The 13,958-nt window shown below is 60.7% G+C and carries 16 protein-coding genes; 4 read left to right on the top strand and 12 right to left on the bottom strand.

What is annotated here, in order from left to right; translation table 11 throughout:
- Positions 1-298: 298 nt before the first annotated feature.
- Genes JL05_RS04815 through ftsB form a run of 6 tightly spaced genes read right to left on the bottom strand, consistent with a single transcriptional unit; the run spans position 299 to position 4,227 of the window.
- Positions 299-925, bottom strand: coding sequence for a protein-L-isoaspartate(D-aspartate) O-methyltransferase (locus tag JL05_RS04815; protein WP_004932585.1), 627 nt, complete (start codon positions 923-925; stop codon positions 299-301).
- Positions 919-1,680 (bottom strand): 5'/3'-nucleotidase SurE, encoded by a 762-nt coding sequence (surE, locus tag JL05_RS04810; protein WP_033631815.1) that lies wholly within the window; start codon positions 1,678-1,680, stop codon positions 919-921. Before surE ends, JL05_RS04815 begins: the two co-directional genes overlap by 7 nt.
- Positions 1,661-2,707 (bottom strand): tRNA pseudouridine(13) synthase TruD, encoded by a 1,047-nt coding sequence (gene truD, locus JL05_RS04805; protein ID WP_033631814.1) that lies wholly within the window; start codon positions 2,705-2,707, stop codon positions 1,661-1,663. Before truD ends, surE begins: the two co-directional genes overlap by 20 nt.
- Positions 2,708-2,711: 4 nt before the next feature.
- Positions 2,712-3,185, bottom strand: coding sequence for a 2-C-methyl-D-erythritol 2,4-cyclodiphosphate synthase (gene ispF / locus JL05_RS04800; RefSeq protein ID WP_033631813.1), 474 nt, complete (start codon positions 3,183-3,185; stop codon positions 2,712-2,714).
- A 10-nt stretch (positions 3,186-3,195) separates the two neighbouring features.
- Complete coding sequence (gene ispD / locus JL05_RS04795; protein WP_015376689.1) at positions 3,196-3,903, bottom strand: 2-C-methyl-D-erythritol 4-phosphate cytidylyltransferase; 708 nt, start codon at positions 3,901-3,903, stop codon at positions 3,196-3,198.
- Positions 3,904-3,906: 3 nt separating this feature from the next.
- Positions 3,907-4,227 (bottom strand): cell division protein FtsB, encoded by a 321-nt coding sequence (gene ftsB / locus JL05_RS04790; RefSeq protein WP_016929043.1) that lies wholly within the window; start codon positions 4,225-4,227, stop codon positions 3,907-3,909.
- A gap of 403 nt (positions 4,228-4,630) precedes the next feature.
- Here ftsB and JL05_RS04785 point away from each other — a divergent pair, with 403 nt between their 5' ends.
- From JL05_RS04785 to JL05_RS04775, 3 genes are all read left to right on the top strand, one after another.
- Positions 4,631-5,401 (top strand): basic amino acid ABC transporter substrate-binding protein, encoded by a 771-nt coding sequence (locus JL05_RS04785; protein ID WP_033631812.1) that lies wholly within the window; start codon positions 4,631-4,633, stop codon positions 5,399-5,401.
- Positions 5,402-5,515: 114 nt separating this feature from the next.
- Positions 5,516-6,235, top strand: coding sequence for an amino acid ABC transporter permease (locus JL05_RS04780; protein WP_049188078.1), 720 nt, complete (start codon positions 5,516-5,518; stop codon positions 6,233-6,235).
- Positions 6,219-6,941, top strand: a complete 723-nt coding sequence (locus tag JL05_RS04775) for an amino acid ABC transporter ATP-binding protein (RefSeq protein ID WP_004932608.1) — start codon at positions 6,219-6,221, stop codon at positions 6,939-6,941. The genes JL05_RS04780 and JL05_RS04775 overlap by 17 nt, the downstream gene beginning before the upstream one ends.
- Before the next feature lie 52 nt (positions 6,942-6,993).
- On the opposite strand, the gene JL05_RS04770 is transcribed toward JL05_RS04775, so the two are convergent.
- The 5 genes from JL05_RS04770 to cysG all read right to left on the bottom strand — a co-directional run bounded on the left by JL05_RS04770 (position 6,994) and on the right by cysG (position 11,833).
- The gene (locus JL05_RS04770) at positions 6,994-7,320 is read right to left on the bottom strand and encodes a DUF3561 family protein (protein WP_004932611.1); all 327 of its coding nucleotides are present in this window, start codon (positions 7,318-7,320) and stop codon (positions 6,994-6,996) included.
- Positions 7,321-7,404: 84 nt separating this feature from the next.
- Positions 7,405-8,094, bottom strand: coding sequence for an adenylyl-sulfate kinase (gene cysC, locus JL05_RS04765; protein WP_081877830.1), 690 nt, complete (start codon positions 8,092-8,094; stop codon positions 7,405-7,407).
- Positions 8,033-9,460 (bottom strand): sulfate adenylyltransferase subunit CysN, encoded by a 1,428-nt coding sequence (gene cysN, locus JL05_RS04760; protein ID WP_033631809.1) that lies wholly within the window; start codon positions 9,458-9,460, stop codon positions 8,033-8,035. Before cysN ends, cysC begins: the two co-directional genes overlap by 62 nt.
- Before the next feature lie 11 nt (positions 9,461-9,471).
- Entirely contained in the window at positions 9,472-10,380 is a 909-nt protein-coding gene (gene cysD, locus JL05_RS04755) for a sulfate adenylyltransferase subunit CysD (protein WP_004932620.1), read from the bottom strand.
- Between the two features lie 22 nt (positions 10,381-10,402).
- A complete protein-coding gene (gene cysG, locus JL05_RS04750) occupies positions 10,403-11,833 on the bottom strand; it encodes a siroheme synthase CysG (protein WP_033631808.1) in 1,431 nt (476 codons plus the stop codon).
- Positions 11,834-12,094: 261 nt separating this feature from the next.
- Between cysG and JL05_RS04745 the strand changes: the two genes are divergently transcribed.
- Entirely contained in the window at positions 12,095-13,165 is a 1,071-nt protein-coding gene (locus JL05_RS04745) for an aminopeptidase (RefSeq protein ID WP_033633554.1), read from the top strand.
- 55 nt (positions 13,166-13,220) lie between these two features.
- Here JL05_RS04745 and JL05_RS04740 read toward each other — a convergent pair whose 3' ends face one another.
- Positions 13,221-13,955 (bottom strand): phosphoadenylyl-sulfate reductase, encoded by a 735-nt coding sequence (locus JL05_RS04740; protein WP_016929052.1) that lies wholly within the window; start codon positions 13,953-13,955, stop codon positions 13,221-13,223.
- Between the last annotated feature and the right edge of the window lie 3 nt (positions 13,956-13,958).

Raw genomic sequence — 13,958 nt, 5'->3', positions numbered from 1 at the left:
ATGACAGCAATATCAGTGATATATCCAAAATACCCTTTACATCGTAGCCGAGCTTTTGCCACTTCCCAGTTTCTGCGATGTAAAGGCGCCGCCGGCCGATCCCTGAACGCCAGGTCATCTCGCGCCGGAGCATCAAAACGCGCGCCAATGCTAACCACATTGGCGTTGCCGCACCATAAGACAACTACGTAGAAAGGCCAATTCTAGTGAAAATTAGCCTGATTGGAACGAGAAAACCTTATCCGGCCATGATGAAAGTGCAACAGATTTTGCAGACGGTCGAAAATTCAGACAATCGCTAGGCCAATTCGCCTTTCACCAACGGCACAAAGCGCACCGCCTCTACCGCATCGACAACGAAATCGTTGCCATGACGCTGAATGCGTTTGAGGGTTTGGGCCTGCTCGCCCACCGGCAACACCAAAATGCCGCCGTCGTCCAGCTGCTCCACCAGTGCCTGCGGGATCTCCGGCGGCGCGGCAGTGACGATGATCGCATCGAACGGGCCGCGCGACGCCCAACCCTGCCAGCCATCGCCATGGCGGGTGGAAACATTGTGAAGATCGAGCTGTTTCAGGCGGCGCTTGGCCTGCCACTGCAGCCCCTTGATGCGTTCGACGGAACAAACGTGTTGCACCAGATGCGCCAGGATAGCGGTTTGATAACCGGAACCAGTACCGATCTCCAGCACCCTTGAGGTAGGTTTCAGATTCAGCAGCTCGGTCATCCGCGCCACCATATAAGGCTGGGAAATGGTCTGACCGGAACCGATCGGCAATGCGGTGTTTTCGTAGGCCTTATGATCCAGCGCTTCATCAACAAAACGCTCGCGCGGCACCGCCTCGATCGCCCGCAGCAGCTTTTCGTCTCGGATCCCCTGCTGCCGCAGCTGCGTCAGCAATGTTTGCATGCGCTTATTCACCATTCCCCGCTAACCTCTGCCTTGGTTAACCATGTTTTCACGACTTCTTGCGCCGCGTAGGCGGTTAAATCCACCTGCAGCGGCGTTATCGCCACATAGCCTTGTTCCACCGCCGCAAAGTCGGTATCCGGCCCGGCATCAAATTTATCACCAGGCGGCCCGATCCAGTAGATATTTTGTCCGCGCGGATCCTGCTGGCAGAAGACCTTGTCGGCGGGATGGCGGCTGCCGCAGCGGGTAACGCGCAGGCCTTTGATCTCAGCCAGCGGCAGATCCGGCACGTTAATATTCAGAATTTTTCCGGTACGTAGCGGTTCGCGCTGCAGCGCGCGCAGGATGCGGCAGGTAATGGCGGCTGCGGTCGCGTAGTGCCGGTGGCCGTTCAGCGACACCGCCAAGGCAGGCAACCCCAGGTGCCGGCCCTCCATCGCCGCCGCGACGGTGCCGGAATAGATAACGTCGTCGCCCAAATTCGGCCCGGCGTTAATGCCGGATACCACGATATCGGGCGCCGGGCGCATCAATGCGTTGACGCCAAGGTAAACGCAGTCGGTCGGCGTCCCTTGCAACACCGCAATATCCCCGTTGGCCAGCGTCTGCGTGCGCAACGGCGACTCCAGCGTTAAAGCATTGGAAGAACCGCTGCGGTTACGATCCGGCGCCACGACCTGCACTTCGGCGAATTCCCGCAGCGCCGCCGCCAGCACCTGAATGCCCGGGGCGCTGACGCCGTCATCGTTACTCAGCAATATCCGCATCACTGTTATCCTGCTGCATGATCTCGCGAACCACGCTGGTAGCAAAGCTGCCCGCCGGCAGCCAGAAGCGCAGTTCCACGGTAACGTCATCCCACCAGTTCCACTGCAAATTTTGCGGCTGCAACAGCAGGGCCCGGCGAGCGGGTTCGACACGCTCGCGCTTTAAAAGCGTAAGCAATTCCGGTTGTTCCGCCAAGCATTGTTGTTCAAAAACCAAGGCTTGGCCGGCAGTGCCTGGCTCACCGTCGCCCGGCAAGGGAGCCGTGATCGCCAGCTCGCCGGCATCCAGCCGCTGTTGCAACGTCTCCAGCTCATCGGCTTTGGCGACGAACCAGCTGCCGCGGCCGCTCAACTGCAGGGCATCCCCATCCAGCACGGTGCGCTGCAGCCCGTCAGCCAGGCGTTGGCTCGCGATCAGATTGAACAGCGCGCTACGGCTGGCGGACAGGTAGAAGCTGCGCTTACTGCGCTCTTTGACACGAATTTCGTCGTTCGCCCAGCGGCGCGCCATCACCAGGTTGTTGCCGCCACGGCCGAAACGCTGGCTGCCGAAGTAGTTTGGCACGCCCTGCGCGGCGATGGCCTGCAGGCGACGTTCCACGTCCTGCCGATCGGAAATCTGGCGCAGCACCAGCGTAAAGTGGTTGCCCTTCAGATTGCCGATGCGCATTTTGCGCAGGTGGCGGGCGAACGAGAGCACCTCGCAGCCTTCCAGCGTAAACCGGGAGAAATCCGGCGTGTCTTTGCCCGGCATATGCAGGCAGAACCACTGTTCGGTCACCGCGTGGCGATCCTTCAAACCGGCATAGCTGACAGAACGGGCGTGAATACCGGCGAAGCGCGCCAGGTAATCGGCCACGAACTGGGTATTGCAGCCGTTTTTACGGATATTTACCAGCACGTGCTCACCTTCGCCGTCCGGTGCAAAACCCAGATCTTCGACCACCACGAAATCTTCCGGATTGGCTTTCAACACCCCGGAACTCTGCGGCCGGCCATGCAGCCAGGTCAGATTCGCCATATCCATGCGGTTATTCCTTGATCAGCAAGGCGACCGCTTCGCACGCGATGCCCTCGCCGCGCCCGGTGAAACCGAGCTGTTCGGTGGTGGTGGCCTTCACGTTGACGTCACCCATATGGCACTGCAGATCTTCCGCCAGGAAGACGCGCATCTGCGGGATGTGCGGCGCCATTTTCGGCGCCTGAGCGATGATGGTGATATCGAGGTTACCGAGGCGGTAACCTTTGGCGCGGATGCGTTTCCAGGCTTCGCGCAGCAGCTCGCGGCTGTCGGCGCCTTTGAAGGCCGGATCGGTATCGGGGAACAGTTTGCCGATATCGCCCAGCGCCGCCGCCCCCAACAGGGCGTCGGTGGCGGCATGCAGCGCGACGTCACCGTCGGAGTGGGCCAGCAAGCCTTTGTCGTAAGGGATGCGAACACCACCGATCACCAACGGGCCTTCGCCGCCGAATTTATGTACATCAAAACCGTGACCGATACGCATGATGCGCTCCTTAATTGTCTAACTGGGTCAAATAGAACGCCGCCAGCGCCAAATCCTCCGGCCGCGTTACTTTAATGTTGTCCGCCCGGCCGGCGATCAGCTGCGGATGATAGCCGCAATGCTCCAGCGCCGAGGCTTCGTCGGTGACGTTTGCGCCTTCATCCAGCGCGCGCTGCAGGCACTGCTTGAGCAGCGGCAGCGGAAACAACTGCGGCGTCAGCGCATGCCACAGATCCTGCCGTTCAACGGTGTGGGCGATGGTGTCGCGGCCGGGTTCGGCGCGCTTCATGGTGTCGCGCACCGGCGCGGCGAGAATGCCGCCCACCTTGCTGTGTGCGGTGATCGCCAGCAGGCGCTCGAGATCGTCGGCGTGCAGGCAGGGGCGCGCGGCGTCGTGCACCAACACCCAGTCCGCATCACCCGCCAGTTTCAACCCGGCCATCACCGAATCGGCGCGCTGTTTGCCGCCCTCGGTGACGGTCACCCGCGGATCCTGAGCGATGGGTAGCCGTTCGAACTGACGATCTTCGGGGCCGATCGCCACGATCACCCGTTCAATGCGCGGGTGGCGCAACAGGGCGTGGATGGCGTGTTCGACGATGCTGTGCCGGCCGATGGTTAAATATTGCTTCGGGCATTCCGCCTGCATGCGGCTGCCGATACCGGCAGCGGGCAGGACGGCAATCACCGAGGGAAAGGTACCTGCGGAGTGATTCATGCGTTATTTTTGTGCGTTGTTTTGCGAAGAAGACGCCGCGTTGCGCCTGGATTGGTCAGGAACCAGACGATAGAAAGTCTCACCGGGCTTGATCATGCCCAGCTCATTACGCGCACGCTCTTCGATCGCTTCCTGTCCGCCGTTCAAATCATCGATTTCGGCAAACAGCTGATCGTTACGCGCTTTCAACTTGGCGTTGTTGCCCTGCTGGACCGCAACGTCTTCATTGACCCGCACGTAATCGTGAATACCATTTTTGCCCAGCCACAGTGAATACTGTAACCAACCGAGCAATGCCAGCAATAGCAGCGTAAGTTTTCCCATCTCCGCCCCCTGAAAAACCGACCAATCATCCCACAACTTCTCGTTGGACTCCACACTGAGAGCGGCATTTCAACGCCAAATTCAGAATACGGATGAAGGGTTCCCGTGTTTATCGCCTAATTCCGCTGCGAAAGCGGCAAAAAACGCCCCTTTGGCTCGGCGCACGCGCCGCGTTTTCCAATGAGACACACACTGCCCTACCTCCATTATGCAGCAAGAATCACTGCATCACCGCTTCCTGACACATCGCTTACGCCACAGCAAAGCAAAAAGTGAATATTTAACACCATAGAGAGAATAATCGTCATGCAGCGGTTGCACTTTCATTCATTGAAGCTTATTTTTATGCACTCATAGTGCATAAATAATTCCAATATATAACCATTCATTATCGGGGATCGCGATGTTAAAACGTTTAGTTCTGATCGGCGCCTGCCTGGCCGCCACCTTCTCCATCGCTGCGTTGGCGGCTGAACCCACCTACGTCGTCGGCTCCGGCGGCACCTATCGGCCATTCGAATTTGAAAACAGCCAAAAGCAGCTGGAAGGTTTCGACATCGACATCATCAAGGCGGTGGCCAAGGCCGAAGGCTTCCAAATCAAACTGATCAATACGCCGTGGGAAGGGATCTTCGCCACGCTGAACTCCGGCGATCGCGATATCATCATTTCCGGCATCACCATCACCGATAAACGCAAGCAGATGGTTGATTTCTCTGCGCCTTACTTCCCGGCTGAGCAGGCTATCGTGGTGCCGCAAGACTCGAAGGTGGACTCCATCGCCGCGCTGAAAGCGCTGAAGGTCGGCGTGGTGAACTCCAGCACCGGCGACATCGTGGTGTCCGACGCGCTGGGTAAAAACAGTACCGCCATCAAGCGCTTCGACAATACCCCGCTGATGCTGCAGGAGCTGTATGAAGACGGCATCGGCGCGGCGGTTGGCGACGTCGGCGTGGCCAAGTTCTATATCAAGACCCACCCGGAGAAAGCCTTCAAGCTGGTGCCCGACGCCAAGTTCGAGCGCCAGTATTTCGGCATCGCCGTCGCCAAAGGCAACGATGAGCTGCGCAACAAGATCAACGCCGGCCTGAAGAAAATCGTCGCCGACGGCACCTACGCCAAGATCTACCAAACCTGGTTCGACAGCAACGTACCGACGCTGCCGGCGGAATAATCCCCAGTAGCCGGCGCCCGCAAGGGCGTCGGCGCACCACCGTTTCAGCCTACCAAGAAGGAATACCCCTTGAACTTCCGCTGGGAGATCATCCAGGAATACGCGCCGCTGTTTATGGAAGGCGCCTGGATGACCATCAAATGCACCATTATCTGCGTGCTGCTGGGCACCACCTGGGGCTTGCTCCTCGGGCTGGGCCGTTTGGCGCAGGCGCCGCACGGCATCTGGAAACCCATCCTGCATTACGGCGTTCAGTGGCCGGTGCGCATCTACATCAGCGCCTTTCGCGGCACGCCGCTGTTCGTGCAGATCATGGTGGTGCACTTCGCGCTGGTGCCGCTGTTCATCAACCCGCGTGACGGTCTGCTGGTCACCAGCGGCCTGATGAGCGTCGATTTCGCCCGTGCGCTGCGCGCCGACTACGGCGCCTTTCTCTCCTGCGTGGTGGCGATCACGCTCAACGCCGGCGCCTATGTGTCGGAGATCTTCCGCGCCGGGATCCAGTCGATCGACCGCGGCCAGATGGAGGCATCGCGCTCGTTGGGCATGAGCTACGGCAAGACCATGCGCCAGGTGATCCTGCCGCAAGCCTTCCGGCGCATGCTGCCGCCGCTGGGCAACAACGCCATCGCCATCGTCAAGGATTCGTCGCTGGCCTCCGCCATCGGCCTGGCGGATCTGGCCTATGCCGCCCGTACCGTCTCCGGCGCCTACGCCACCTACTGGGAGCCCTATCTGACCATTTCGCTGGTCTATTGGGTCATCACCTTCCTGCTCTCGCTGCTGGTGCAGCATATGGAAAAGAGGTTCGGTAAAAGTGATTCGCGTACATAACCTGCAAAAACAGTTCGGCGAAAGCCACGTGCTGCGCGGCATTTCTTGCCGGATCGCCGCCAACGAAGTGGTGTGCGTCATCGGCCCTTCAGGCTCGGGGAAGAGCACCTTCCTGCGCTGCATCAATGCGCTGGAGACGCTCTCCGGCGGCGAGATCGAGGTCAACGGTTTCGCCGTCCACGATCAGAAAACCGACCTGAATAAGATGCGGGAAAGCGTGGGCATGGTGTTCCAGCGTTTCAATCTGTTCCCGCACATGACAGTGTTGGAAAATATCATCATGGCGCCGGTGAGCGTGAAGAAACAGCCACGCGCCGAAGCCATCGCGCAAGCAGAACAGCTGCTGCTCAAGGTCGGCCTGCTCGACAAGATCGACGCCTATCCCAACAGCCTGTCCGGCGGCCAGCAGCAGCGGGTAGCGATCGCCCGCGCGCTGGCGATGGAGCCGAAGATCATGCTGTTCGATGAACCGACCTCCGCGCTCGATCCTGAGCTGGTGGGCGAAGTGTTGGCGGTGATGAAATCACTGGCCCACGAGGGCATGACCATGGTGGTGGTGACGCATGAGATGGGCTTTGCCCGCGAGGTGGCCGACCGGGTGCTGTTTATCGATCAGGGGATCATTCAGGAGGAGGGTGCGCCGCAGCAGATCTTCAGCCAGCCGGCCAATCCGCGCACTCAGGCGTTTCTGAGCAAAGTTTTGTAACCTTCGACACGGCTTTGCAATCCTTCGGGCGCCGGCATCGGCGCCCGCTCTCTCACCACCCGGTCAGGAAGCTGAACACCAGCCAGAACAGGCACAGCACGATCGCGCCGGTCAGCAGAAGCGTCAGGATCAGACGGCCGCGCAACAGCATGCTGAGGGTGATGCCGATCAGCACCGACAGCGGCATCAGCGCCAGGAAGAACGGCCAGGTATAGAGCAGGAAAAACAGCGTGTTGGAACCGTAAACCAGAAACGGCAACGCGAACGCCAGCCAGTAGAAAACAAAGCCGCTGACGCCGCCCAGGAAAGAATAAGAAGGCTCCTCTCTCTCCTGTTTTGACTGCTTGGAGTCGATCAAGATAGGCGTGACATTTTGCATAGTGATCCCTGGTTATTCGGCTCGCTCTGCGGCGGCTTAGAGTAAAAAGCGCATGGCGAAAAACGCCACACGCTTTTTTTGAATTCAGGGTTTGATAATAGCCTGACCACGTAACACGTCTAACAATTGCGCAATCAAATTTGTTACCAATTGTTGGCCGTCGAGGTGGATTTCCGGCTGCTGCGGCGCCTCATAAACCGCGTCGATACCGGTGAAATTGCGCAGCTCGCCGGCGCGCGCTTTTTTATACAACCCTTTCGGATCGCGCGCCTCGCAGATCGCCAACGGCGTGTCGACGAACACCTCGATAAAGCGATCCTCGCCGAGCATCTCGCGCACCATTTGCCGCTCGGCGCGGTGCGGCGAAATGAATGCGGTCAGCACCACCAGCCCGGCATCCACCATCAGTTTGGCCACTTCCCCCACCCGGCGGATGTTCTCGCGCCGATCCTCGTCGGAAAAACCGAGATCGCGGCACAGACCGTGGCGCACGTTATCGCCGTCCAGCAGATAGGTGCTGACGCCAAGCCCATGCAGCGCCTGCTCCAGCGCGCCGGCGACGGTGGATTTGCCCGAGCCGGACAGCCCGGTAAACCACAGCACCGCGCCGCGGTGGCCGTTGCGCGCTTCGCGATCCGCACGCGTCACCGCATGCGGATGCCAAACCACGTTCTCATCATCCGGCCCGGTCGCCCTCAGTTCAGCGGCCACCTTATCGGCCACCGAGCAGATCGCGTGCGCCCCAATGCGGGAAGTGCTTGCGCACCAGCGCATTCAGCTCCAGCTCGAAGGCGCTGAATTCGCCGCGCGCCGCCGAGGCATCCTGCAGCGTTTCACGCACCAGACCGGCGCCAACCGTCACGTTGCTCATGCGATCGATGAAGATCAGCCCGCCGGTGTCGTGATTGCTCTGATAGCTGTCCAGCACCAGCGGTTCGTCGAAGGTCAGCTCCACCAACCCGATGCCGTTGAGCGGCAATGTGTCGGCCGGGTGTTGCGCCAGCGTGTTGATCTCCACCTGATGGCGAATGCTCTCCACGCGGGCGCGGGTCTTTTTGCCGGCGATCTTGATGTCGTAGCTCTGGCCCGGCACCAGCGGCTGCTCGGCCATCCATACCACGTCCACCCGCGCGCTCTGCGCCGCCTGCAGACTTTCTCCGGCGTCGACCAGCAAATCGCCGCGGCTGATGTCCACTTCATCTTTCAGCACCAGCGTAATCGCCTCGCCCGGCACCGCTTCTTGCAGATCGCCGTCGAAGGTCACGATGCGCGCCACGCTGGACTCCACGCCGGAAGGCAGCACTTTGACCCGTTGCCCCACCCGCACTACGCCGGCGGACAGCGTGCCGGCATAGCCGCGGAAATCGAGGTTCGGGCGGTTGACGTACTGCACCGGGAAGCGCAGCGGCTGGTTTTCTCGCTCGCTGATCACATCCACGCTCTCCAGCACTTCCAGCAGCGTCGGGCCGCTGTACCACGGCATATGGGCGCTTTCGCTCGCCACGTTGTCGCCGTCCAGCGCCGACAGCGGCACGAACTTGATGTCCAGATCGCCAGGCAGCTGCTGGGCGAAGGTCAGGTAATCCTGTTTGAACTGCTCGAACACCGCTTCCTGATAGTCCACCAGATCCATTTTGTTTACCGCAACCACCAGATGGCGAATGCCCAGCAGGGTCGCGATAAAGCTGTGGCGGCGAGTCTGATCCAACACCCCTTTGCGCGCGTCGATCAACAGGATCGCCAGATCGCAGGTCGAGGCGCCGGTGGCCATGTTGCGGGTGTACTGCTCGTGCCCCGGGGTATCGGCGATGATAAATTTACGTTTTTCGGTCGAGAAATAGCGATAGGCCACGTCGATGGTGATGCCCTGCTCGCGCTCGGCCTGCAGGCCGTCCACCAGCAGCGCCAGATCGAGCTTTTCGCCCTGGGTGCCGATGCGTTTGCTGTCACTGTGCAACGTCGACAGCTGATCCTCGTAGATCTGGCGGGTATCGTGCAGCAGGCGGCCAATCAGGGTGCTTTTGCCGTCATCGACGCTGCCGCAGGTCAGAAAGCGCAGCAGGCTCTTGTGCTGCTGCGCGTGCAGATAGGATTCGACGCCGCCCTGGTCAGCGATTTGTTGTGCAATTGCGTTGTTCATCCGGCGGCTCCTTAGAAATACCCTTGACGCTTTTTCAGCTCCATCGAGCCGGACTGATCGCGATCGATCATCCGCCCCTGCCGTTCGCTGGTGGTGGAGACCAGCATTTCTTCGATGATCTCCGGCAGGGTTTGCGCCTGCGAGTCCACCGCGCCGGTCAGCGGCCAGCACCCCAGGGTGCGGAAACGCACCATGCGCTGGCTGATCACTTCACCCGGCTGCAGATCGATGCGATCGTCGTCTACCATCATCAGCATGCCGTCGCGCTCCACCACCGGGCGCGGTTTCGCCAGGTACAGCGGCACGATGTCGATCTTTTCCAGGAAGATGTACTGCCAGATATCCAGCTCGGTCCAGTTCGACAGCGGGAAGACGCGGATGCTCTCCCCTTTGTTGATCTGGCCGTTGTAGTTGTGCCACAGCTCCGGCCGCTGATTTTTCGGATCCCAGCGGTGGAAGCGATCGCGGAACGAGTAGATGCGCTCTTTGGCGCGCGATTTCTCCTCATCGCGCCGCGCACCGCCGAAGGCGGCGTCAAAACCGTACTTGTTCAACGCCTGTTTCAGGCCCTCGGTCTTCATGATGTCGGTATGCTTGGCGCTGCCGTGCACGAACGGGTTGATGCCCATCGCCACCCCTTCCGGGTTTTTATGCACCAGCAGCTCAAAGCCGTACTCCTTCGCGGTGCGATCGCGGAATTCGTACATTTCACGGAACTTCCAGCCGGTATCGACGTGCAGCAGCGGGAACGGCAGCGTGCCGGGGAAGAACGCCTTGCGCGCCAAATGCAGCATCACGGAAGAGTCCTTGCCGATGGAATACAGCATTACCGGGTTGGCGAATTCAGCGGCGACTTCACGGATGATATGGATACTCTCCGCCTCCAATTGCCGCAAATGAGTGAGTCGTTTTTCGTCCATAACAGATCCTTAAAAACCTTGCCTATGCCAAATTCACGACGGCCGGGCGCGCGGCCCCTTCCGTCTGCGATTGATGCCCGAACCAGGCGATTTGATGGTGCAGTTCCACCACCTCGCCGATCACCAACAGCGCCGGCAACGGCGCCCGTTGGGCCAGGTGTTCCAATTGATCCAGCGTGCCGATCTGCACCTGCTGATCGGCGCGCGTGCCGCGGCTGATCACCGCCACCGGCGTCGCAGCGTCGCGGCCGTGGGCGATCAGGCGTTGGCTGATGTCCGCCGCCTTCATGGTGCCCATGTAGATAGCCAGCGTTTGCCGCGTCCGGGCCAGATCGGCCCAGTCCAGGCCATCGCCGTCCGGGCGGCAGTGGCCGGTGATAAAGGTCACGCTCTGCGCGTGATCGCGATGCGTCAGCGGAATGCCGGCGTAGGCGGTCGCCCCCGCGGCGGCCGTGACGCCCGGCACCACCTGGAACGGAATGCCGGCGGCGGCGGCCACCTGCAGCTCTTCGCCGCCGCGGCCGAAGATGAACGGATCGCCGCCCTTGAGGCGCACCACGCGTTTGCCCTGCTGCGCCAGCTCCACCAGCAGCCGGTTGGTCTCTTCCTGGATCACCGAGTGCGCGCCGGCGCGCTTGCCCACGCAGATGCGTTCGGCGTCGCGGCGCACCAGATCGAGGATCTCACCGCTGACCAAATGGTCATACAGCACCACGTCCGCCTGCTGCATCACCTGCAGCCCGCGCAGGGTCAACAGCCCCACGTCGCCCGGCCCGGCGCCCACCAGGGCGATCTCGCCCTGTGTGCCTTCATCGCCTGCGGCGAAGCGGTGTAAATCCTGCTCCAGCTGGCGTTCCGCCTGCGCCGTCTGGCCGTTGGCCACCAGCGTGGCGAAACGGCCGCCGAAGGTTTTCTCCCAGAAACGGCGACGTTCGCCGATCGAAGCCAACCGCTGTTTGACCTGGCCGCGCCAGCGGCCCGCGACCTGCGCCATCTGCCCCAAACTGGCGGGCAATAACGCCTCCAGCTTTTCGCGCAGCAGTCGCGCCAGCACCGGCGCCTGGCCGCTGGACGACACCGCCACCACCAGCGGCGAGCGATCGATGATCGACGGGAAGATGAACGAGCAGCGCGGCTGATCGTCCACCACGTTGGCCAGCACCCGGCGTTTATCCGCCTCGGCGAACACCGCGGCGTTCAGCGCGTTGTCGTCCGTGGCGGCGATCGCCAGAAACACGTCGTCCAACTGCTGCGGATCAAAGGTTTTCCCCAGCCAGAGCACCCGCCCTTGCTGACGTTGTTGTTCCAGTTCCGGTGAGAGCGACTGCGCAACTATCCGTATTTCAGCCCCGGCGCGCTGAAGCAGGGAGACTTTGCGCGCCGCCACGTCACCACCGCCAACGACCAGCACCGGGCGTTGTTTCAGGTCGGCGAATATTGGTAGATAGTCCACAACAGCCTTTTCATATAACAGAAAGATAGTGTGACTATACGGGCTGAGATTTAGCCTCTGAAATGACGAAAAGGAATGATTAGTTCCTTTATGGAATATAGGCCGCAACGCAGGAGGCAAACGGTAATACTCACGGCGGCGGTTTGCGCGTTCGCGCGAAAATTAAGAGACAGGGAAATTGTGTAATGCCGCCCGGCGTCTCATACTGGGTGCCGAAGAAAAATGATCGGCAGCGCCGATAGCAAAGAAGGATTTTTCGGTATGTTTTCCCGTTTTTACCTGAAGACCAGCCTGCTGGCCCTCGCACTCGGCGGCGTCTTCAGCGTTTGTGCCGCACAGCCCGTAAAAGACGCGCCAATGGGCCGTTTCGCCGCCGAACAGACCCGCCACATCGCCACTTACTTCCCCGGCCGCATGGCGGGCAGCCCGGCTGAATTGCTCACCGCCGACTATCTGAAGCAGCAATTCAGCAAGATGGGTTACCAAAGCGACATTCGCAGCGTCAATACGCGCTATCTCTACACCAGCAAAGACGGCAAGAAGAACTGGAACAACGTCACCGCCAGCTCGGTGATCGCCGCCCGCAACGGCGACAGCCCAAAACAGATCGTGGTCGTCGCCCACTTCGACACCTATACGCCGCAGAGCGACGAGGATCTGGATAACAACCTCGGCGGCTTGACGCTGCAGGGCGTCGACGACAACGCCTCCGGCATCGGTGTGATGCTGGAACTGGCGGAACGCCTGAAGAACATCCCCACCGCCTACGGCCTGCGCTTCGTCGCCACCAGCGCCGAAGAGATCGGTTCACTGGGGGCGCAGAACTACCTGCAACGCATGAGCGCGGAAGAGAAAAGCAACACCGTGCTGGTGATCAACCTCGACAGCCTGATCACCGGCGATCGTCTGTATTTCAACGCCGGGCGCAACACGCCGCCGCAAATGGCGAAGCGTTCCCGCGATCGCGCGCTGGATATCGCCCACCGCTACGGCATCGCCGCCGCCACCAACCCAGGCAACGCGCAGCATCCGCAAGGCACCGGCTGCTGTTCCGATCAAGAGGTGTTCGACGCCGCAGGCATCCCGGTATTGTCAGTGGAGGCCACCAACTGGTCGCTGGGCGACAAAGATGGCTACCAGCAGCGCGCCGTCAGCCCGCACTTCCCGCAGGGCATCACCTGGCATCGTCCGCAGTATGACAATCTGCAATATCTGGATCGCTACCTGCCGGGGCGGATCGACAAACGCAGCCGCGACAGCGTGCAGATCCTGCTGCCGCTGATCAAAGAGCTGGCGCAGGCGCACCCGCCGAAAGCACAGAAGAAAAAGTAGCCCGCAAAAAAACAGGGCCCAGCATTGCTGAGCCCTGTCATGTCAATCACGCCGTTTAGCCTTCGTGCAGGCCACACTCGCGCTTCAGGCCGAAGAAACGCGTCTCTTCCTCGCTCATGCCCGGCTCCCACTTCTGGGTGGTGTGTGTATCGCCTACCGACAGGTAGCCCTGCTCCCACAGCGGGTGATAACTCAGCCCGTGTTCGGTCAGATACTGGTAAATCTTGCGGTTGTCCCAGTCGATGATCGGCAGGATCTTGAACACCCCACGCTGCACCGCCAGTACCGGCAGATTGGCGCGGCTGCCGGACTGCTCGCGCCGCAGGCCGGCGAACCAGCTCTGCGCGCCCAGCGTCTCCAGCGCGCGGTTCATCGGCTCGACCTTGTTGATCTGGTTGTATTTTTCAATCCCTTCCACGCCCTGCTCCCACAGCTTGCCATAGCGCGCCTCTTGCCAGGCGGGAGACTGCTCCGCGCGGAACACCTGCAGATTCAGCTTCAGCTGGTCGGTCAGTTGATCGATAAAGCGATAGGTTTCCGGGAACAGATAACCGGTGTCGGTCAGGATCACCGGGATATCCGGCCGGATGCGCGTCACCAGGTGCAGGCATACCGCCGCCTGAATGCCGAAACTGGACGAGAGTACGAACTCGCCGGGCAGATGCTCCAGCGCCCATGCGACGCGCTGTTCGGCGCTGAGGGTCTCCAGTTGGCCGTTGACCACCGCCAATGCCAGCGCCTGCCCGGATTTGGGCAACGCGTTCAGCGCCGCCAGATCGAATTCAGCCATGTT

Source organism: Serratia nematodiphila DZ0503SBS1 (assembly GCF_000738675.1).
In the GTDB taxonomy this organism is placed as follows: Bacteria; Pseudomonadota; Gammaproteobacteria; order Enterobacterales; family Enterobacteriaceae; genus Serratia; species Serratia nematodiphila.
The sequence above is the reverse complement of the archived record's forward strand: the minus strand, read 5'-3'. Positions and strand labels throughout refer to the sequence as shown.

Coding starts and splice junctions, on each gene's coding strand:
- JL05_RS04815 (WP_004932585.1), bottom strand. CDS start 925: ATGGTGAATAAGCGCATGCAAACATTGCTGACGCAGCTGCGGCAGCAG.
- surE (WP_033631815.1), bottom strand. CDS start 1,680: ATGCGGATATTGCTGAGTAACGATGACGGCGTCAGCGCCCCGGGCATT.
- truD (WP_033631814.1), bottom strand. CDS start 2,707: ATGGATATGGCGAATCTGACCTGGCTGCATGGCCGGCCGCAGAGTTCC.
- ispF (WP_033631813.1), bottom strand. CDS start 3,185: ATGCGTATCGGTCACGGTTTTGATGTACATAAATTCGGCGGCGAAGGC.
- ispD (WP_015376689.1), bottom strand. CDS start 3,903: ATGAATCACTCCGCAGGTACCTTTCCCTCGGTGATTGCCGTCCTGCCC.
- ftsB (WP_016929043.1), bottom strand. CDS start 4,227: ATGGGAAAACTTACGCTGCTATTGCTGGCATTGCTCGGTTGGTTACAG.
- JL05_RS04785 (WP_033631812.1), top strand. CDS start 4,631: ATGTTAAAACGTTTAGTTCTGATCGGCGCCTGCCTGGCCGCCACCTTC.
- JL05_RS04780 (WP_049188078.1), top strand. CDS start 5,516: ATGGAAGGCGCCTGGATGACCATCAAATGCACCATTATCTGCGTGCTG.
- JL05_RS04770 (WP_004932611.1), bottom strand. CDS start 7,320: ATGCAAAATGTCACGCCTATCTTGATCGACTCCAAGCAGTCAAAACAG.
- cysC (WP_081877830.1), bottom strand. CDS start 8,094: ATGCGCTGGTGCGCAAGCACTTCCCGCATTGGGGCGCACGCGATCTGC.
- cysN (WP_033631809.1), bottom strand. CDS start 9,460: ATGAACAACGCAATTGCACAACAAATCGCTGACCAGGGCGGCGTCGAA.
- cysD (WP_004932620.1), bottom strand. CDS start 10,380: ATGGACGAAAAACGACTCACTCATTTGCGGCAATTGGAGGCGGAGAGT.
- JL05_RS04745 (WP_033633554.1), top strand. CDS start 12,095: ATGTTTTCCCGTTTTTACCTGAAGACCAGCCTGCTGGCCCTCGCACTC.
- JL05_RS04740 (WP_016929052.1), bottom strand. CDS start 13,955: ATGGCTGAATTCGATCTGGCGGCGCTGAACGCGTTGCCCAAATCCGGG.